We start from the raw sequence: 19,338 nt of genomic DNA on the forward strand, positions 1-19,338 counted from the left end.
TTATTTCTTCTTATTTCTCTCATCAAAGTCTCTTACGAGATTTGCTTTGGCTGTGATGCTGCCTGGTTTTGCATTTCTTGCCTTCTCATAAGCAGTATCAACCTTCTGTGCTCTGTCTGAAGCACCGTTGTTTCCGCTGTTACCCTTATTGATCACAGGTTTATTGATATTCTTGGCGGACTGATGAGCCTGATTGGTGATCTTCTGCGGCGGAAGTCCTTCCTTCGCACGCTTTGCTTCGATCTTCTTCATATTCTCATTAACCAGATCATCAATGTTCATCTTATCAAGATGACGGTTGATGGCAAACTGCTGGGCACTTCGCACGACAGCACTGGCGATCCAGTAGATACCAAGACCAACCGGGAATGTGAAACAGAAGAATGCAGACATCAGAGGCATGACCATGTTCATGGTTTTCATGGAGTTTGCCATTGCGCTGGCCTGATCATTTCCGTCTGCCGGCTGTGTTGCAGCCTGTGGCATAAGCTTCAGGTTCAGCATCTGAGTTGCCCATGCAAGAACCGGGATCAGAAGTGCTACGATCGCAAGTAACAGAGAACCATGATTTTTGAAGAACTCCATGATATAGTACAGCGGCTGATCTGCGATATTCAGGCCACAGAAGCCCTGCATCTTGGAAATATTTCCGGATGCTTTTGTGATCGCATCAGAAAATCCTGAAAACTGATCCATCTGTGCCAACTCTTTCCACTGGGAAGGAGAAAGTGCATACAGAAAATCAACAATAGAGTTACTTGTAGCATTTCCGGCACTGTCCATAACGAGACGTACTCGTGTCATGGAATGGTCTGTGATAAACTGCTGCAGGATATCTGTGTATCCGTTTACAGCTAACAGGTTGTCAACTACACCAGTAAAAATGTTCTTTACACTTCCAACGTAAGCAGGAATCCGGTAGATAACCTGATACAGAGCAAACAGAATAGGCATCTGAATGGCTAACTGTACACAGCTACCGGTTGGAGAAACACCATATTTCTGATAAACAGCCTGGGTTTCTTCGTTCATTTTCATCATGGAGTCCTGATCTTTTTTACCCTGATATTTCTTCTGGATCTTCTGGATCTCGGGCTGCATGATCGCACTTAACTTGGAGAATTTCTGCTGCTTGATCTGCAGCGGTGTCATAAAGGCAAAGATAAGAATACTGAAGATAATGATACAAAGACCAATGTTCTGGATTCCGAACAGGCCGTCAAGCATCTTATATATGCCATCCATGATCCATCCCATCACAGACGCGATCTGTCCGATAATAGGAGTTCCGGTTTTTGTTGCTAAAAACAGTTCCAAATTCATTTCCTCCTAGACTTCTTATTCAATTGTAAAAGTCCGGTAACTATTTCGCCCCGGGAAAAAGAGGCCAAACAGTCACAAAATAATTCATGGCACAGGGTCATAGCCTCCATGGGAAAAAGGATTGCATCGCAGGATCCTCCATGCCGCAAGAAGACTGCCCTTGAATGCGCCATATTTTTCGATTGCTTCCAAACCATATTGAGAACATGTGGGAATATAAGGACATTTCGTTCTCTTCATCGGCGATATATATTTTTGATAGAGTCTTATCATCTTAATCAGAAATTTCTTTATCATGTTCATTCCCTGTTATATGATGCTTTTTTGCAAGATGCATAAAAGCACTCTCGATCTCGTGAAAGCCTTTGCCCTTGGCTGAAGCTCTCGCTACTACTACAATATCAAGGTTACTGTCAAAATCTGTTTCGTTGAGACGATAACTTTCTCTGATCAGTCTGGTGAGTCTGTGGCGAACCACACTATTCCCTACTTTTTTGCTTACTGATATTCCCAGACGATTCTTCATGTGCTGATTCTTCAGCACGTACATCACCAGAAGCCGATTCGCATATGATGTTCCGTTCTGATATACAACTTTAAAATCTTGATTCTTTTTTAAGGACTCTGATCTGATCAAACGGATCCTCCTTAATCATACCGCCTGCGCGGATATTTCTCCGGATAGAAGAAAAGACCACATAAATGCGGTCTTACAGCTTATGCTGATAACTGTTTTCTTCCTTTTAATCTTCTTGCAGCTAATACTTTACGTCCGCCCTTTGTGCTCATGCGAGCTCTGAAGCCGTGAACTTTAGCTCTGGATCTCTTTTTTGGCTGAAATGTCATCTTCATAGGTAAAGCACCTCCTTTATCTATTTTAATAATTGTTATGAAATAACTTATCATTCAGAACATCGTTTCAATTATATAAATAAACCTCCTTTTCGTCAAGGGAAAATTGCAAAAAACCCGATAAAATCAGGGGTTTGAAAAATACCGCCTGCTTCGTGGTTTTTATTTTTTATCATTATGTGGATTACGCTTATGGTTTACGTAACATTATCCACAAAATGTGGATAACTTGTGGATAACTAGTGGATTACCAGTAAAACTATCCACTTTTTCAGGATGATTTTTTATAGCATCTTCAAAAAATCCCTTTATTTGCGGTATTTTGACAGTGGACAATTTTATACACATAAATTCTCCGTATTTTCCACACCTCGTTAACTTATGGAAACCGATTTCCCAGTTATACACTATTTTCCACCCTAATCCACAGTAATTTCCCCAAATTATCCACATTGTTTTCCCCAAAATCTCAACGTTTTCCATTGCTAAAACCCCATTTTCATTGTAATATATAAAAGGATATCTGTCTCCAGTCGCAAACTGGGGTTATTATATTACTCATGGGAGGAAAAAATGAACGCTGTTATTGAAAAATGGGAGGAGATCCTGCAAACTGTCAAATCTGAATATGAGGTGAATGATGTCCCTTTTAATACCTGGCTTAAGCCACTGGAAGTTTATGAGGTTGACGGAAGTCTGATAACAGTGGCAGTTCCTTCAGAACAGGCGGCAATTGGTGTCAATTACATCAGTAAACGCTACAAAATACCTCTTCAGGTTACAATCTGTGTACTGACAGGCATGGAAGAATGTGAAGTGCGATTTGTTCTGAAAAAAGATCTCCTCGAGAAAGAAGAAGAAAAAAAACCTTCCTATGATAAACAGAATCATGATACACGTTACGAAGAAGCTCATTTAAACCCAAAATATACTTTCGATACTTTCGTAGTAGGAAGCAACAACAAATTCGCCCAGGCAGCAGCACTCGCAGTTGCCGAATCACCAGGAGATACCTATAATCCTCTGTTTATTTACGGCGGAGCCGGTCTCGGAAAAACGCATCTTATGCATTCCATCGCTCATTTTATACTGGAACACGACAAAAACAGCCGGGTTCTCTATGTAACCAGTGAGGAATTCACAAATGAACTGATCGAAACCATCCGAAACGGAAATAATACGGCAATGAGCAAATTCCGTGAAAAATACAGGAATATTGACGTTCTTCTCGTCGATGATATTCAGTTTATTATAGGAAAAGAATCCACACAGGAAGAATTTTTCCATACATTTAACAGTCTCCACAGTGCCAAAAAACAGATCATCATATCTTCCGATAAACCTCCGAAAGATATGGAAATCCTGGAAGAACGTTTCCGTTCCCGGTTCGAATGGGGTCTGATCGCAGATATTACGCTGCCAGATTATGAAACTCGAATGGCGATCCTTCATAAAAATGAAGAAATGAACGGTTACAGCATCAGTGAAGATGTTATCAAATACATCGCTACCAATATTAAATCCAACATCCGTGAGCTGGAAGGTGCTTTCAACAAGGTCATGGCCGGAGCCAAGCTTGAGAAAAAAGAAGTTACACTTGAACTTGCAGAACAGGCACTGAAAGATATTATTTCTCCGGATGAAAAAAAGGTGATCACACCAGAATACATCATCTCCGTTGTTGCCGAACATTATGGAGTAACACCTGCGGACCTAAGCGGAAACAAGCGAAACTCAAAAATCGTCATGCCACGCCAGGTTTCTATGTATCTCTGCCGCGAAATCATCTCCACACCTTTGAAAAATATCGGAAAAGCTCTTGGAAACCGTGACCATACTACTGTTATGCACGGTATCGAGAAGATTGAAAACGAATTGCAGACCGACGATAACTTAAAAAATACCATTGATATATTGAAAAAGAAGATTAATCCACAAGGTTAGGGAAGTTTTCCACATTACTGGTGTATAACGTGTTGATTGTATGTGGAGAGATGTGTACAACTTTTTTGCGAAAAAACGGCGGTAATTTTATCCCCGGGTTATTCACATCCAAAACTACCACTTTTACACAAAGTTATCCCACCCGAAAAACCCTGAAAACACCGGCCTCGCGGGAGTTTTTCACAAAATCTGGCCCCCTACGGCGGTTACGGCGGATTTTTTCTATAAATATATTTATAAAAACCACAATTTATCCAGAAAGGGAGTTATACACATTATGAAAATTATCTGCTCCAAATCAAGTCTGTTAAAAAGTGTAAGTATCGCACTCAAAGCAGTTCCATCAAAAACCACCATGCCAATACTGGAATGTATCCTCATGGATGCAACAACAAACCAGATCAAATTTACCACCAACGATATGGAACTGGGAATTGAAACAATTGTTGAAGGTACTATTGAAGAAAAAGGAAGGGTTGCTCTTGATGCAAAAATATTCTATGAAATCATCCGACGACTTCCTGATAACGACATTACCATCAAAACAGACGAAAAATATACAGCAACGATTACCTGTGAAAAAGCAAAATTCAATATTCCTGGCAAATCCGGAGAAGATTTTGCATATTTACCAATGATCGAAAAAGATGAACCGCTGACAATTTCTCAGTACACGCTGAAAGAAATGATCAGACAAACCATTTTTTCTATCGCTGTTAATGAGAATAATAAACTGATGACAGGTGAACTTTTTGAGATTAAAAATAACTGTCTGAAGGTAGTTTCTCTGGATGGACATCGAATTGCGATCCGAAAAATGCCCCTTAAGAGAGAATATTCTGACCGTAAGGTGGTAGTTCCGGGAAAAACTTTAAGTGAGGTAAGCAAGATTCTTTCCGGTGAAGTTGACGATCAGGTAAGTATTTACTTCACAAAAAACCATATTTTGTTTGAATTTGACCAGACTATGGTAGTTTCTCGACTGATTGAAGGAGAATATTTCAGAATTGATCAGATGCTTTCCAGTGATTACGAGACGAAACTCAAAATCAACAAAAAAGAATTCCTGGATTGTATCGACCGTGCAACGCTGCTGGTTCGTGAAGTTGACAAGAAACCAATTATCATTAATATCACAGATGATGATATGGAACTTCGGATCGATTCTGCAATGGGTTCCATGAATGAAGAGATCGATATTGAAAAAGAGGGTAAAGATATTATGATCGGTTTTAACCCGAAATTCCTGATCGATGCCCTTCGTGTTATTGATGATGAAACGGTAACAATTTATCTTGTGAACCCGAAAGCTCCCTGCTTTATCCGTGATGATGAAGAAAATTACACGTATCTGATTCTTCCGGTAAATATCAACCAGAATCAGGCAAGATAATAGTTTGTACAATATAATGGACAAAAAGACAGCAGGAGATTTTTCTCCATATGCTGAAAAAACATGTGGCCGGCGGCGCGTGTCCGCTGGTCACGCACATTACAAAAACAAGATAACTAAAGGATAAACTCCGGAAACTGCCAGAAGGAGGTAATTTAAAATACCACCTTTTGGAAAACGCCGGGAATGGGGGTATTTAATTACCACCACTGAGCAATATATTGGAAAGTGTTAACCAAATCCAGGAAAGAAAATTTAAGAGGGAAAAAAATTGGAGATCAGAATTAAAGACGAATTTATCAAACTTGGCCAAGCTCTGAAGCTGGCAGGAGTTGTGGAGGACGGCGTTGAGGCAAAATATGCGATCAATGACGGACTTGTTCTGGTAAACGGTGAGGTTGAGAACCGCCGTGGCCGTAAGATCCATCCGGGAGATACGATTTCCTACGATGGAAAAGATATTTATGTAATTGGGTGAAGGAATGTACATTGAATCCATCAGATTGAATAATTTCAGGAATTATGAGTTGCTGGAGATGAATTTTGATCAGGGAACCAATATTCTCTACGGTGACAACGCCCAGGGAAAAACCAATATTCTGGAGGCGGTTTATCTGGCCGGAACCAGTAAATCCCACAAAGGAAGCAAGGACCGGGAAATGATCCGCTTCGAGAATGAGGAATCCCATATCCGAATGATGGTAAAAAAGGGCGATCTTTCATACAAAATAGACATGCACCTCCGGAAAAACAAAGCAAAAGGAGTTGCCATTAACGGGCTGCCGATCCGCAAGGCAAGAGAACTGCTCGGTGTGGTAAATCTTGTGTTTTTTTCTCCGGAGGATCTTAATATTATCAAGAATGGACCGGGCGAGAGAAGACGTTTTCTGGATTCAGAGCTTTGTCAGCTGGATGGAGTTTATATCACGGAGCTGGCAAGCTATAATCACATTGTGAACCAGAGAAACCGTCTTCTCAAAGACTGTTATATGAACCCGGGATTAAAAAGTACGTTGGATATCTGGGATATGCAGATGGCAGATTACGGAAAAAAGATCATTGAAAAAAGAGAAGAGTTTGTGGAAGAACTGAATGAACTTGCAAAAGGCCTCCATAAAGGTCTGACCGGTGGGCTGGAAGAACTGGAGATCCTGTATGAACCAAGTGTAACTGCAGCAGAATTTGAACAGAAACTGGCGCAGAACCGGGACAGGGATCTTCGGATGAAGCTGACATCTGTGGGACCGCACAGAGATGATTTCTGTGTAAAGGTAAACGGGATCGATATCCGGAAATACGGTTCCCAGGGGCAGCAGAGGACAGCAGCTCTTTCTCTGAAACTTTCTGAGATCTATCTTGTAAAAAAGAAGATCAAGGATACTCCGGTGCTTCTTCTGGATGATGTACTTTCGGAACTGGACAGTAACCGGCAGACTTATCTTCTGGAAAGTATACATGATATTCAGACTTTGATCACCTGTACAGGACTGGATGATTTTGTCAGTCATCAGTTTGAGATAAACAGGGTTTTTCAGGTGATAAAGGGGCATGTTTATATGCCTAAAGGGTTTTGACAAGCCCGTATGCATATGGTAAACTGATTCTGATTATGGAAAGTTGGTGAATATTTTGGATAAAGAGGAGTTTCGCGTCAAATTGGGACAGATCAACAAGCTGGTTGAAGCCCAGGATTACAAAGGCGCCATGCAGATCGTAGACAGCATTGACTGGCGTCGCGTAAAGAATGTCCGTACGCTTTGTGTTGTGGGCGAGATCTACGCAGCTAACAAGCGCTATGAAGAGAGCAAGGAAATTTTTCTTCTTGCTTATCACAGAGCGACGATCGGCAAGAACATACTTTACCGTCTGATCGAAGTTTCCCTGAAAATGGGACAGATCAGTGAAGCCACAGAATTCTTTGACGAGTACAGAGAGGTGGCAGGTAGTGATAACAGCCAGTATATACTGCGATATAAAATTGCCAGAGCGAAGAATGCATCTCTGAATGAACAGATCCGTATCCTTGAGGAATATAAGGAGAAAGAGTTTACAGAGCGCTGGTCCTATGAACTGGCTAAACTCTACTATAAGGCAGGAGACAAGCAGAAGTGCCTGGATCTCTGCAATGAGATGATTCTCTGGTTCAATGACGGAACTTATGTGATGAAAGCCCTTGACCTGAAACAGCGTATGGGAGTTCTCACAGGAGAAGAAAAAGAGAAATACGAACAGCGTTTTATCCCGAAACTGATTCCGCCGGAAAAGGCTCAGGAGATCAGGGAGAGCAAGGAAACAGAAGCTGTTACAGAAACTGAATATGAGGAGTCCAGACCGGTTACAGATACGATCCAGGTAGATGACGAGCGTGATCTGAACAGTGCAGAGACTTTCCAGGAGAAGATTTCCAAGGGAATCCGTGACATCTTCGGTGGTCATAAGAAGGCTGCGGAAGAAACTGAGGACGTGGAAGAAGAAGAGCAGGATGACACAGAAGAAACTTCTGAGACAGAAGCTGTTGAAGCTGCCAAGGATTCTGCAGATCAGGAGTCTGGTGAGGAGGAAACTCCGGAAGCTGAGACTGCTGCCACAGAAGAAAAGTCCGAAGAAGACGCTTCTGAAGAAGAGGCGGCAGAAACTGCTGAGGCTGGAGATGGTGAGGAACTTCTGGCATCCGGTATTGATAATCTGTCTGCCGGAACCGTACAGTTAAATGCCCGGACACAGGAACCGCAGGACGAAGAGGAAGAAGCTTATCAGGAAGCGGAAGAGGCGGAAGCAGAGAAGGCGACGGAAAAGGAATTAGTTGAAAGTGTTTCTGAGATCGTTGAGGAAGATTCTGTGGAGGAACCGAAGGAAACTTCAGGAGTTCCCCTTAATGAAGACGGCAAGCCTGATTTTTCAGCAACGATCCGTATGCCGGAGCTTAAGATCCCGAAGTCTATGATCAATGTAGATCCGGAAAATGCAAGCAGCGCTGCCGGTATTCCGGACGCATCCGGAATTTTTGGAAGCATTGATGAGATCGCGGCGGAAGTTGCCAAGGATAAAAAAGCAGACGAGGAACCTGAGAAAGAGCAGGAATTCAATCTGGAAGATACCATTCTTGCAGCTGCAAGCGAGCAGGGAATCAATATTCCGGAGGAAGAGAAATCTCCGGATGTACAGCAGTCAGAAGTAACCGAGGAAACAGAAGACGAAGAAGATCTGGATATCGCGGCAGATGAATTTGTTCCGGAGGAGCCGGATGCAGCGGATATTGAGGATATCATGGCACAGATTTCCGCACAGCAGGCAGAAGATGTAAGTGAGTCGGCGCACAGGAGAATTCCGGATCTGGTTCTGGATGAAGATGAAGAGCCGGTTACAGAAGAAGATATGCAGGCTGCGGAAGCAGAATTCCTGAATGGTCCCACAGGCGTGCAGAAGCCTGATACCAAGGACGAATTCGACGGTTTTGATGATCTGGAAGAAGAGGAACAACTTAAGGAAATGCCGGAGGATCTTTCCCTTGAGGATGAAAGTGACGATCGCAGAGCGGATAAACTGACAGACGATGTTGTGATACCTGTCGAAGATGAGACACCTCTTGATGAGGAAGAAGAATTCAGTGACGATGATTTCGGATTCAAAGATGAGCCGGAAGACGATGAAGAGGATGATTTTATCTCAAGTCTTACAGAAGATATGGAAGAAGACGATGAGAAAGAAGAACTCAGCGAGGAAGAACAGCTGGAGCGCTTTATCGAGGATATGCAGCCGGAGATCGATCTGAACACTATTATTTCCAGAAAGAGACAGCTTACAGATGAAGAGAAGCAGCTGTTCACATATTTTGTAGCAGTTCCGGGAATGAAAGAGCAGCTGGTGGATGTACTCTGCGATGTACAGAAAGGTGCGGCTGACAAAACTTCCCAGACTGGAAATGTGATCGTTATGGGCGGCAGAGAAACAGGAAAGACAAGACTGATCTCAAGCCTTATCCCGGCAATCTGCAGAGAGCTGAATATTGAGGCATCCAAGGTTGCCTACATATTTGCGGAAGACCTTAACGGAAAAAATATTGCAGAGATTGCATCCAAGCTTGCAGGAGGTTTCCTCGTTATTGAGAACGCAAACCAGCTTTCCCAGGAAACAGCAGATGAGCTTGATGAAGTAATGAATGAAAATACAAAGAGTATGATCGTGATCCTTGAGGATGAAAAGATCGGCATGCGTAAGCTGATCGCAAGATATCCGAAACTTGCGAAGAAATTTACATCCATGATCAATATTCCTGTATTTACAAATGATGAACTTGTTAATTTTGCCAAGGTTTATACCATGGAAAATGGATTCCGCATTGATCAGATGGGCATGCTTGCATTGTATAATCTGATCGGAATCAACCAGAAGGAAGATCAGCCGGTGTGCATCGGAACTGTGAAGACCATGCTGGATAATGCCATGGCAAAAGCACAGGGCGGATTATTCAAACGCTCCAAGAAGCGTGTGGACCGTGATGGATTCACCGTACTTCTTGAAAAGGATTTCAGCTGAAAATAAACAGAAAAGCAGAGGTAAAAAATATGGCCAGACCTTATCTTGGTAACCCGAAATATACCATTGAAGTCCTTCAAAAGTATCATTTTGTTTTCCAGAAAAGGTTTGGTCAGAATTTTCTGATCGATGAACATGTTCTGGAAAAGATCATTGATTCTTCCGGAATTACGAAGGATGATTTTATACTGGAGATTGGTCCCGGAATCGGAACCATGACACAGTATCTTGCGGAAGCGGCCAGAGAAGTGGCTGCTGTGGAGATCGACAGTTCCCTGATCCCGATTCTTAAGGATACCCTGAAAGAATGGGATAATGTAACGGTGATCAATAACGATATCCTGAAAACAGATATCAAAAAGATCGCCAATGAAAAAAATGGCGGAAAGCCTGTAAAGGTGGTTGCGAACCTGCCGTATTATATTACGACACCGATCATTATGGGACTTTTTGAGAAGAATGTTCCTGTGGATTCCATTACGGTTATGGTACAGAAAGAGGTTGCAGACCGTATGCAGGTAGGACCTGGAACCAAGGATTACGGCGCGCTTTCCCTGGCTGTCCAGTATTATGCGAAGCCGGAGATTGTTGCAAACGTGCCGCCGAACTGTTTCATGCCACGGCCGAAGGTAGGAAGTGCGGTGATCAAACTGACACGTTATGAGAAACCGCCGGTTGAGGTGCAGGATGAACACCTCATGTTCAGGCTGATCCGTGCGTCATTTAACCAGAGAAGAAAGACCCTTGTAAACGGCATCAAAAATTCCGGAGATTTTTCCCTTGGAAAAGAAGAGATCGAGAATATATTCGAGAAGTGCGGGCTTCCGCTGAATATCAGAGGAGAGGCGCTGACACTGGAGCAGTTTGCAATGCTTGCCAACTGTATCTCTGAAGAAAAGAATAATAAATAAAACATTACACAAAAAGAACCCGGGCAGCTGTTCCGGGTTCTTTTTGCGTTTCCGGACGGGACAATTGGAGAGGTATCCCACCCGGATCTATATAACTTGTCATAGAAAGGAGGTTATGTCTGAGGTGTCAGACATAAGTAAGTAATGAAAAATTTACAATATTTATTCTATAAAGGAGATGTTAGGAAAGTTTGTTGAAAATATGAAAAGATTGTGAATATATTTTCCGGGATATACATAAAGTCTGACCATAAATATTGAAAAAAGGGAAAATTCCAGTTTACAGAAGGGTAGGGTGGTGTGTTATACTGAGTGGCGTTAAAAGGGAACTGAAAATTATGGAACTGGAAACAGTTGCAGATTACGTATAATGAGCCAAGGCTCTTTTGGAGGGATTTATTATGAAAAAAATGAACAGGATCACAGCACTGGTCGTTGCGGGAATTATCTCATGTACTTCACCAATGATGGTTATGGCATCAGATTCCAGCTCTGTTATGAGCCAGGCAGAGGAGATTCTTAAAGATAACGAGATTGAGTCTCTTGCGTCTGACCCGGATAAAGTTGGCGATATTATTGTTTATGTAAAAGGGCTTTTTGATTCCAATCAGATTTCTGATGATGAGATTTCACAGGGAATTGATGAGGCAGCAGATCATTATGGTGTGACACTTTCTGAGGATGATAAGAATTCTCTCGTGAATATTATCAGCAAATTCAGAGGAATCGACATCAGTGATGACCAGATCAAAGGTTATGTAAGCGATGCATACAGTACTCTGAAAGATATGGGTGTTACAAAGTCTGATGTAAAGAATATTTTTGAGAAAGCGATCGAGTTTATTAAGGGTATGCTTTCCCGTCAGTAGGAGGAAGGTGTTCAGAATGGCACTTTTATTGGGATTATTATTCTTAAGTTTACTGGAAATGTACAAAATGTACAATATTTAGAACGCTTGTCAATAAAGCAAATGTGGCGTTTTTATAAAAAAAGAGGAAAAACAGAAAAGAAATTGTGCAAATACGCTAAAAGTTCACGAGTTGTTCATAATTTGTTCATATTTATCTGATACTATAATAACAGTTCGAAAGAACACTACGAAAGACGCTGTAATGGTGTGTATCTGTATCATTACACATACAATTTTTTTCATAATAATCGCCCCGGTAAGCCACTACCGGGGCACTCCTCGTTTTATGGGGAAAAATATCAGAAAATGTAGCCTCTGCCAATGTGCGGAGTTTTTTTTGTATAAAGAGGGGATTTTGCATTCAAAAAAATAATAGCGTCGGTGGTTTGCCCATGCTATAATAATTAAGATTAAAATGAAAATCCGGCAGAAAGAATAAGAAAAAGGCCGGAAGTAAATGATGAAAAGATGAAGCGTGAACGGAGGTCAGGAAATGGCGGAGTCTATGAAAGATTTTGAGCAGGAGCTGGAGGCTTCTTTTAAGAAAATTGAGGAAGGTGATATCATCGCCGGGACAGTGGTCAGTGTGGATGAGACAGGAGTTGTTCTTGATCTTAAATATTATGCTGAGGGATTTATTCCGGCAGAGGAATTTTCCAGAGAGCCGGGATTTAATATTAAAGAGGCAGTTCAGCCGGGAGAAGAGATCCAGGCAACCGTTCTTAGGAAAGATGACGGACAGGGAAATATTCTTCTTTCCAGAGCAGAGGCAGCAGATGTACTTGCATGGGATAAACTGAAGGAGCTTCAGGAATCCGGGGAAGCACTGGATGTTGTTGTAAAGGGAATCGTAAACGGCGGAGCCATTGCTTATGTGGAAGGTGTTCGAGGTTTTATCCCGGCATCCAAACTTGCGCTGAATTATGTAGAGGATACAGAAGAGTACCTGAACAAGCCGCTTCAGGTTCAGGTAATTGATGTAGATAAAGAGAAAAAGAGACTGGTACTTTCTGCAAAGGAACTTCTCCGTGAGAAAGCAGAGAAGGAGCGCAGAAACAAGATTTCCAATATTGAGGTTGGTTTCGTGACAGAGGGAACGGTTGAGAGCCTGCAGCCTTATGGTGCGTTTGTTGATCTTGGAAACGGAATTTCCGGTCTGGTTCATATTTCCCAGATCTGCGAAAAAAGAATTAAGAAGCCATCAGAGGCGATAAGTGTGGGAGACAAGGTTAAGGTGAAAGTAATTGCGATCAAGGATGGCAAGCTGAGCCTGAGTATCAAAGAGGCATCGGATCTGATGGCGAAGGAAGTTGAGGAAGAGACTTTTGAACTGCCGGAGTCAGGAGAAGAGGCAACCACATCTCTTGGTTCACTTTTTGCGAACATCAAACTTGATTAATTGTTATATTTTTGGATGAAAAAGGATGGATGTGAATGAAGAAACAGGAGAGAATATTTGTAATCGGACATAAGAATCCGGATACGGATTCCATCTGTTCGGCGATCGCTTATGCGGATATTAAAAACAGGACTACACAGAGTAAGAGATATATTCCGAAGAGAGCTGGTCAGATCAATGAGGAGACCAGATATGTGCTGAACCGTTTTGGTGTACAGCCGCCGGCTTATCTGGGAAATATCGGAACACAGGTCAAGGATATGGATATCCGTCTCAGTCCCCAGGCAGACAAAAACATGTCACTGAAAAATACCTGGGATCTGATGCAGGAGAACGGAATCGTATCCCTTCCGATCCGTGATAAGGAGGGATGCCTGGAAGGTCTTGTGACCATCGGAGATATTGCCAAGACTTATATGGATACCACAGACAGTTATCTGCTTTCCAATGCGCGGACACAGTATCAAAGGATTGCGGAGACGGTTGGCGGAGAAGTGGTGGAAGGAAATGGCCACGGATATTTTGTCAAGGGACGTGTTCTGGTTGGAACAGCCAATCCGAAGATGATGGAGGAATTTATTGAGGAGAATGATATGATCATCATGGGAGACCGTGAGGAGGATCATCTTCAGGCCATCAGCCAGAATGTAAGCTGTATTATTGTAGGGCTGAACATTGTGGTTTCCGAGAAGGTTGTGAAGCTGGCCCACGAAAAAAATATCGTGATCATCCGGTCACCTTATGATACCTTTAACATCGCCCGTCTGATCAATCAGAGTATTCCGGTCAGCTATGTTATGAAACGGGATAACATGGTTACGTTTAATACCGAGGATTTTACAGATGATATCCAGGATGTTATGGTCAAAAACCGCCACAGAGCGTTCCCGGTTATCAATCCTCATGGAAAGTGTATCGGAACGATTTCCAGACGTAATTTCCTGGACATGCACAAGAAAAAAGTTGTTCTTGTAGATCACAATGAGGTGGATCAGGCTGTTGATAATATTGAGAAGGCGGAGATTCTTGAGATTATTGACCATCATAAGCTTGGAACATTGCAGACCATGACACCGGTAGCGTTCCGTAATGAGCCTGTGGGATGTACGGGTACAATCCTTTATGAGATTTACGGAGAGCAGCGTCTGGAGATTCCGGAAAAAATTGCGGGACTTCTCTGTGCGGCCATTATTTCAGATACGCTGATGTTCCGTTCACCGACCTGTACACAGACGGATAAGATCGCTGCCAGTGCTCTTGCCCTGATCGCGGGAATCAAGATCGAGGATTTTGCCAGAGAGATGTTCTCAGCAGGAAGTAATCTGAAAGATAAATCCCCGGAGGAGATTTTTTACCAGGATTACAAGAAGTTTATTGGCGAGGGCAATGTTTCCTTTGGTGTGGGCCAGATCAGTTCCATGGACAGCGAAGAGCTGAAAGAGATCAAGGAGAAGCTGATGCCGTTTATGGTCAGCGAGTGTGGACGTCACGATATCACGAGAGTTTACTTTATGCTGACGAATATTCTGGAGGAATCTACAGAGCTTCTGTTTTATGGTGAGGGCAGCCAGCAGATGGCTGAGATCGCTTTTGAGAAGAAGCCGGACGGAGATGCGTTCTGTCTGCCAGGTGTGGTTTCCAGAAAGAAACAGCTGATTCCGGCGATGATGGAGGCTGCTCAGCTGATGAACAGCGATTACGCATAAGGAGGCCGGATCAATGGCAAAACAGATTTGGAAACCGGGAAATATGATCTATCCGCTGCCGGCAGTGATGGTCAGTGTCACGGACGGAGAGGGCAACGACAATATTATTACCGTTGCGTGGACAGGAACGGTCTGTACGAATCCGGCGATGGCTTATATTTCAGTCCGACCATCCCGTTATTCTTATGGAATGCTGAAAAAAACGGGAGAGTTTGTTATTAACCTTACAACAGAAAAACTGGCTTTTGCGACGGATTTCTGCGGAGTCCGGTCCGGCCGGGATGTTGACAAATTCGAAAAACTGAATCTTACAAAAGAGAAAGCACAGTATGTTTCTGCTCCGATGATCGGGGAAGCACCGGTTTCCATCGAGTGCAGAGTACGAGAGGTGAAGGAACTGGGATCGCATGATATGTTTCTTGCAGATGTACTTGCGGTTCATGCGGATGAAGCATATATGGACAAAAACAACAAGTTCCATCTCAATGATGCGGGACTTCTGGTTTATTCCCATGGGGAATATCTGGCTGGTGGCCGGAAGGTGGGAACTTTTGGCTACAGCGTGAAGAAGAAAAACGGTAAGAAGAAACGCTGAGAATAACACGGCACAGGAACGATTGTTGAGATTTTGTTACAGCTATGTTAAAATGAAAGGACACAGTATGAATAATATTACACTGATAGGGATGCCTGGTGCGGGAAAAAGCAGCATCGGTGTTGTACTTGCGAAAGTGCTTGGTTACCAGTTTATTGACTCAGACCTGCTGATCCAGAAGGAAGAAAAGAGAACTTTAAGTGAGATCATTGAGCAGGATGGAATTGACGGATTCAAGGCGGTGGAGAATCGTGTGAATGCGTCTATCCAGGTTGAGAATACGGTCATTGCCACAGGTGGCAGTGTCGTGTATTGTGATGAGGCAATGCAGCATCTGAAATCAGAAGGAGTTGTGGTATATCTGAAGATTTCTCTGAAGCTGCTGTCCAAGCGTCTTGGCAATCTGAAAGACCGTGGAGTTGTTCTGAAAGAAGGGCAGACACTGGAGAGTCTTTATGAGGAACGGACAGTGCTGTATGAGAAATATGCGGATATTATTGTAGACGAAGAAGACAAAGATCTGGAGGGAAGCCTTCAGATCGTGCTTGATGCACTGAAACGGGGAGAGAAATAGTTTACAAATCCGAAATATGTGTTATAATATACAACTGACCTAAAAAACGGTGTTGCGGAACGTATGTTTCCGTCGTAAATTCAGAGAAAGTTTCTTGCTCATAGAGGAGTAAAATAATAGAGGTGTGTTATGGAACAGTATGTGATTAAAGGCGGCAATCCTCTGGTTGGAGAAGTGGATATTGCAGGTGCGAAGAATGCTGCTCTTGCAATATTATCAGCAGCCATTATGACTGATGAAACAATATTAATCGAGAATCTGCCAGATGTAAGGGACATCAATGTTCTGCTTGAGGCTATTTCAGAGATAGGTGCTCAGGTTGAGCGTGTCGATAAATCTACTGTAAAGATCAACGGTTCTACCATCGGCAATCTCAGTGTTGATTATGAATATATCAAGAAGATCCGTGCTTCTTATTATCTTCTTGGTGCTTTGCTTGGCAAGTACAAGCATGCGGAAGTTCCGCTTCCTGGCGGATGCAATATCGGCAGCAGACCGATCGATCAGCATCTGAAGGGATTCCGTGCTCTTGGTGCGGAGGTTGATATCCGTCATGGTGCTATTGTTGCCAAGGCTGAGAATCTTCATGGCAGCCATATCTTCCTGGATGTGGTTTCTGTAGGTGCTACCATCAATATTATGATGGCTGCTTCTATGGCGGCTGGTCGTACGATCATTGAGAATGCTGCAAGGGAGCCGCATGTTGTTGATGTGGCGAACTTCCTGAACAGCATGGGTGCGAATATCAAGGGTGCTGGTACGGATGTGATCCGTATCCGTGGTGTTGAGAAGCTTCACCGTACAGAGTATTCTATTATTCCGGATCAGATTGAGGCAGGTACTTTTATGTTTGCTGCTGCGGCTACGGGTGGTGATGTTACTGTCCGTAATGTTATTCCGAAGCATCTGGAAGCTACTACTGCCAAGCTTGAGGAGATCGGCTGTGAGGTTGAGGAGTTTGATGATGCGGTTCGTGTTCGTGCGCCGCATAAACTTCATCGTACTCATGTAAAGACTTTGCCTTATCCTGGTTATCCGACGGATATGCAGCCGCAGATCGCGGTTACTCTGGCTTTGGCTGAGGGTACGAGTATTGTTACGGAGAGTATTTTTGAGAACCGGTTTAAGTATGCGGATGAGCTTTCCCGTATGGGTGCCAACATTAAGGTGGAGGGGAACTCTGCTATTATTGATGGTGTGAAGAAGCTTACGGGTGCGCGTGTGAGTGCGCCGGATCTTCGTGCGGGTGCTGCGCTTGTTATTGCGGGGCTTGCTGCAGAGGGTGTTACGGTTGTCGATGATATTGTTTATATTCAGCGTGGGTATGAGAATTTTGAGGAGAAGCTCAGGAGTCTTGGTGCTGAGATCGAGAGGGTTTCCAGTGAGAAGGAGATTCAGAAGTTTCGGCTGCGTGTTGGATGATTGAATTTGAATGATTGAGAGAGTTCCCCGGGTGTGTGCCTGGGGGCTCTTTTTTTTGTGGGTGGTGGGAGGGACGGACGGCTGACGGGGCAGCTGCATGTACGTGCCGGGGGCGGTCGCTTCGCCTGCCGTCCTGGTTGTTCATGGCGGTAGAGTGGCTGGATGGTAGGTGGTGAGCCATCAGCGCTGCGCTGGATGGCCGCAAGGGCTGAGTTTGTTGGTGTCTGACGGTAGGGTGGTGGGCCGAGGCGCTGCGCTGTCGGCTTGGAGTTTGTGTGGGTATTGGTGTTTTGAGGGTTTAGGGTGGTACTGAGTTGTGGATGTTGTCGGCATGGGCTGGGGATTTTTTGCGAAAAGTTTGAATTTATTTTTGTGGGGTTTTGGATTATAATTTATGTAAATACAGGATGAATTTGGGGCTTTGAACTGGACTTGAGGATATGGATTCTGAGTTTGCAAGGGTGTAATGATTTGATCACAGGAGATGATTGAGGTATGAGTGAATATACGGTGTTGCCACTTTTGAATTCTGCTTTTAAACCTGAGACGGCTGTGGAGGTTGTGGAGCGGTTTGAAGATAGCGATTTCAGGAATATTGCCAGGGCTGAGCTTTTTTATTTTTCGGGCAGGGCGAAGGAATGTTGTGAGATTGCGGAGTCTTATCTTGAGGATGAGGCGATAGAGCTGCGGCTTTCTGCGTGTATACTTTATGGCTATTCGAATCTTTCTCTTGGTAATTCGGCTGCGGCGCGGCGTGGTCTGGAGGGGATTCAGAAGTGTATGAAGCTGGTGAAACGTGAAGGGGCTTCGAAGGAGGTTCAGGCGGTTTGTGTTTTGGCCGGGTATGCTGGTGTTGTTCTTTTGCATCTTCCTACAGAGAGGATTCCGTCTCTGGAGGGGTATTGCGGGATGCTTCCGGAGGGGTTGCGGTTGTTTGCGGTTTATGTGATGGCGCATCAGATGTATCTGAACGGGGAGTACTGGAGTGCTTATGGAATGTGTAAGGCTGCATTGCTTATGACGAATGACGTTTATCCGATCAGTATGATCTACATCCGGTGTATGATGGCGATGTGTCGGATCAACAGGAAGGATATGCAGGAATCGCAGTCTGAATTTATGAAGGGATGGAATCTTGCCAAAATGGATAATTTCATTGAGCCTTTTATTGAACACCATGGTCTTTTGCGCGGGCTGGTTGAGGCGTGTATCCGGAAGAATGATCCGGATGGATACCGGAAGATTACAGATGGAGTCCTTTTTTTCAGCAGAGGCTGGATGGTGATACATAATAATGAAACGAAAAAGAAAGTAACGAATGAACTTTCGACGATGGAATTTTCCATTGCCATGCTTGCAGGTGAGGGATGGACGAATAAAGAGATTTCTGCACATCTTGGAATTTCTGTAAATACAGTAAAGCATTATCTTACGGATATTTTCAGTAAATTGAATGTAAAGAAGCGGGATGAACTGAAGAATTATATGCTGAAATAGTATTATGGGGCACTTTTTTGCGTTGGAATGGGCCTTACATGGTAACTGTCTATGCTGTATAATAAATAACGCAAATACATATATATATTGATTGAAAATTATCAACAAAAGACAAAAATAACTATATAAGAAAGGGGAAGAAGCAAAGAAGTTTTTTTTCTGAGTGCCTAAAATGTACGTTTGGATACTAAAAATGTACATATGAGTGCCAAAAATGGTTTTCATATTGACACTTGAAACGCATATATATAAAATGTTGGTAAGGCTAAACTGCT

The 19,338-nt window shown here is 43.3% G+C and carries 18 protein-coding genes; 13 read left to right on the forward strand and 5 right to left on the reverse strand.

What is annotated here, in order from left to right; all coding sequences use genetic code 11:
* The 5 genes from yidC to G5B12_RS10460 all read right to left on the reverse strand — a co-directional run bounded on the left by yidC (nucleotide 1) and on the right by G5B12_RS10460 (nucleotide 2,658).
* Nucleotides 1–1,323, reverse strand: a complete 1,323-nt coding sequence (yidC, locus tag G5B12_RS10440; protein ID WP_118071871.1) for a membrane protein insertase YidC — start codon at nucleotides 1,321–1,323, stop codon at nucleotides 1–3.
* A gap of 84 nt (nucleotides 1,324–1,407) precedes the next feature.
* Entirely contained in the window at nucleotides 1,408–1,620 is a 213-nt protein-coding gene (yidD, locus tag G5B12_RS10445; protein ID WP_015526553.1) for a membrane protein insertion efficiency factor YidD, read from the reverse strand.
* Nucleotides 1,598–1,960, reverse strand: coding sequence for a ribonuclease P protein component (gene rnpA, locus G5B12_RS10450; RefSeq protein ID WP_021975975.1), 363 nt, complete (start codon nucleotides 1,958–1,960; stop codon nucleotides 1,598–1,600). Before rnpA ends, yidD begins: the two co-directional genes overlap by 23 nt.
* An 80-nt stretch (nucleotides 1,961–2,040) precedes the next feature.
* On the reverse strand, nucleotides 2,041–2,175 hold the full coding sequence (gene rpmH / locus G5B12_RS10455) for a 50S ribosomal protein L34 (RefSeq protein WP_005423866.1): 135 nt from the start codon (nucleotides 2,173–2,175) through the stop codon (nucleotides 2,041–2,043).
* 207 nt (nucleotides 2,176–2,382) lie between these two features.
* The gene (locus tag G5B12_RS10460) at nucleotides 2,383–2,658 is read right to left on the reverse strand and encodes a hypothetical protein (RefSeq protein WP_118071870.1); all 276 of its coding nucleotides are present in this window, start codon (nucleotides 2,656–2,658) and stop codon (nucleotides 2,383–2,385) included.
* A gap of 90 nt (nucleotides 2,659–2,748) precedes the next feature.
* Between G5B12_RS10460 and dnaA the strand changes: the two genes are divergently transcribed.
* The 13 genes from dnaA (at nucleotide 2,749) to G5B12_RS10525 (ending at nucleotide 19,063) form a co-directional block, all read left to right on the forward strand.
* The gene (gene dnaA, locus G5B12_RS10465) at nucleotides 2,749–4,119 is read left to right on the forward strand and encodes a chromosomal replication initiator protein DnaA (RefSeq protein ID WP_118071869.1); all 1,371 of its coding nucleotides are present in this window, start codon (nucleotides 2,749–2,751) and stop codon (nucleotides 4,117–4,119) included.
* 277 nt (nucleotides 4,120–4,396) lie between these two features.
* Nucleotides 4,397–5,512: a DNA polymerase III subunit beta gene (dnaN, locus tag G5B12_RS10470; RefSeq protein ID WP_118071868.1), complete on the forward strand. Its 1,116-nt coding sequence runs from the start codon at nucleotides 4,397–4,399 to the stop codon at nucleotides 5,510–5,512.
* 271 nt (nucleotides 5,513–5,783) lie between these two features.
* Nucleotides 5,784–5,990 carry an RNA-binding S4 domain-containing protein gene (locus G5B12_RS10475; protein WP_021650164.1) on the forward strand — a complete coding sequence of 69 codons (207 nt, stop codon included), beginning with the start codon at nucleotides 5,784–5,786 and terminating at the stop codon, nucleotides 5,988–5,990.
* Between the two features lie 4 nt (nucleotides 5,991–5,994).
* Nucleotides 5,995–7,086 carry a DNA replication/repair protein RecF gene (gene recF, locus G5B12_RS10480; protein WP_118071878.1) on the forward strand — a complete coding sequence of 364 codons (1,092 nt, stop codon included), beginning with the start codon at nucleotides 5,995–5,997 and terminating at the stop codon, nucleotides 7,084–7,086.
* Between the two features lie 82 nt (nucleotides 7,087–7,168).
* Entirely contained in the window at nucleotides 7,169–10,048 is a 2,880-nt protein-coding gene (locus G5B12_RS10485; RefSeq protein WP_174088175.1) for a tetratricopeptide repeat protein, read from the forward strand.
* A 29-nt stretch (nucleotides 10,049–10,077) separates the two neighbouring features.
* Nucleotides 10,078–10,959: a 16S rRNA (adenine(1518)-N(6)/adenine(1519)-N(6))-dimethyltransferase RsmA gene (gene rsmA, locus G5B12_RS10490; RefSeq protein WP_174088177.1), complete on the forward strand. Its 882-nt coding sequence runs from the start codon at nucleotides 10,078–10,080 to the stop codon at nucleotides 10,957–10,959.
* Between the two features lie 401 nt (nucleotides 10,960–11,360).
* Nucleotides 11,361–11,828 carry a DUF1002 domain-containing protein gene (locus G5B12_RS10495; RefSeq protein WP_021975981.1) on the forward strand — a complete coding sequence of 156 codons (468 nt, stop codon included), beginning with the start codon at nucleotides 11,361–11,363 and terminating at the stop codon, nucleotides 11,826–11,828.
* A gap of 535 nt (nucleotides 11,829–12,363) precedes the next feature.
* The gene (locus tag G5B12_RS10500) at nucleotides 12,364–13,269 is read left to right on the forward strand and encodes a 30S ribosomal protein S1 (RefSeq protein WP_021975982.1); all 906 of its coding nucleotides are present in this window, start codon (nucleotides 12,364–12,366) and stop codon (nucleotides 13,267–13,269) included.
* A 35-nt stretch (nucleotides 13,270–13,304) separates the two neighbouring features.
* On the forward strand, nucleotides 13,305–14,975 hold the full coding sequence (locus tag G5B12_RS10505; protein ID WP_118063668.1) for a putative manganese-dependent inorganic diphosphatase: 1,671 nt from the start codon (nucleotides 13,305–13,307) through the stop codon (nucleotides 14,973–14,975).
* 13 nt (nucleotides 14,976–14,988) lie between these two features.
* Nucleotides 14,989–15,570: a flavin reductase family protein gene (locus tag G5B12_RS10510; RefSeq protein ID WP_021975984.1), complete on the forward strand. Its 582-nt coding sequence runs from the start codon at nucleotides 14,989–14,991 to the stop codon at nucleotides 15,568–15,570.
* 67 nt (nucleotides 15,571–15,637) lie between these two features.
* Nucleotides 15,638–16,144 carry a shikimate kinase gene (locus G5B12_RS10515; RefSeq protein ID WP_021975985.1) on the forward strand — a complete coding sequence of 169 codons (507 nt, stop codon included), beginning with the start codon at nucleotides 15,638–15,640 and terminating at the stop codon, nucleotides 16,142–16,144.
* A gap of 129 nt (nucleotides 16,145–16,273) precedes the next feature.
* A complete protein-coding gene (locus tag G5B12_RS10520; RefSeq protein WP_021975986.1) occupies nucleotides 16,274–17,566 on the forward strand; it encodes a UDP-N-acetylglucosamine 1-carboxyvinyltransferase in 1,293 nt (430 codons plus the stop codon).
* Between the two features lie 495 nt (nucleotides 17,567–18,061).
* Nucleotides 18,062–19,063: a helix-turn-helix domain-containing protein gene (locus G5B12_RS10525; RefSeq protein WP_174088179.1), complete on the forward strand. Its 1,002-nt coding sequence runs from the start codon at nucleotides 18,062–18,064 to the stop codon at nucleotides 19,061–19,063.
* Nucleotides 19,064–19,338 lie beyond the last annotated feature (275 nt).

The sequence above is a fragment of the Blautia sp. MSK.20.85 genome, assembly GCF_013317245.1.
Classification (GTDB): Bacteria; Bacillota; Clostridia; order Lachnospirales; family Lachnospiraceae; genus Blautia_A.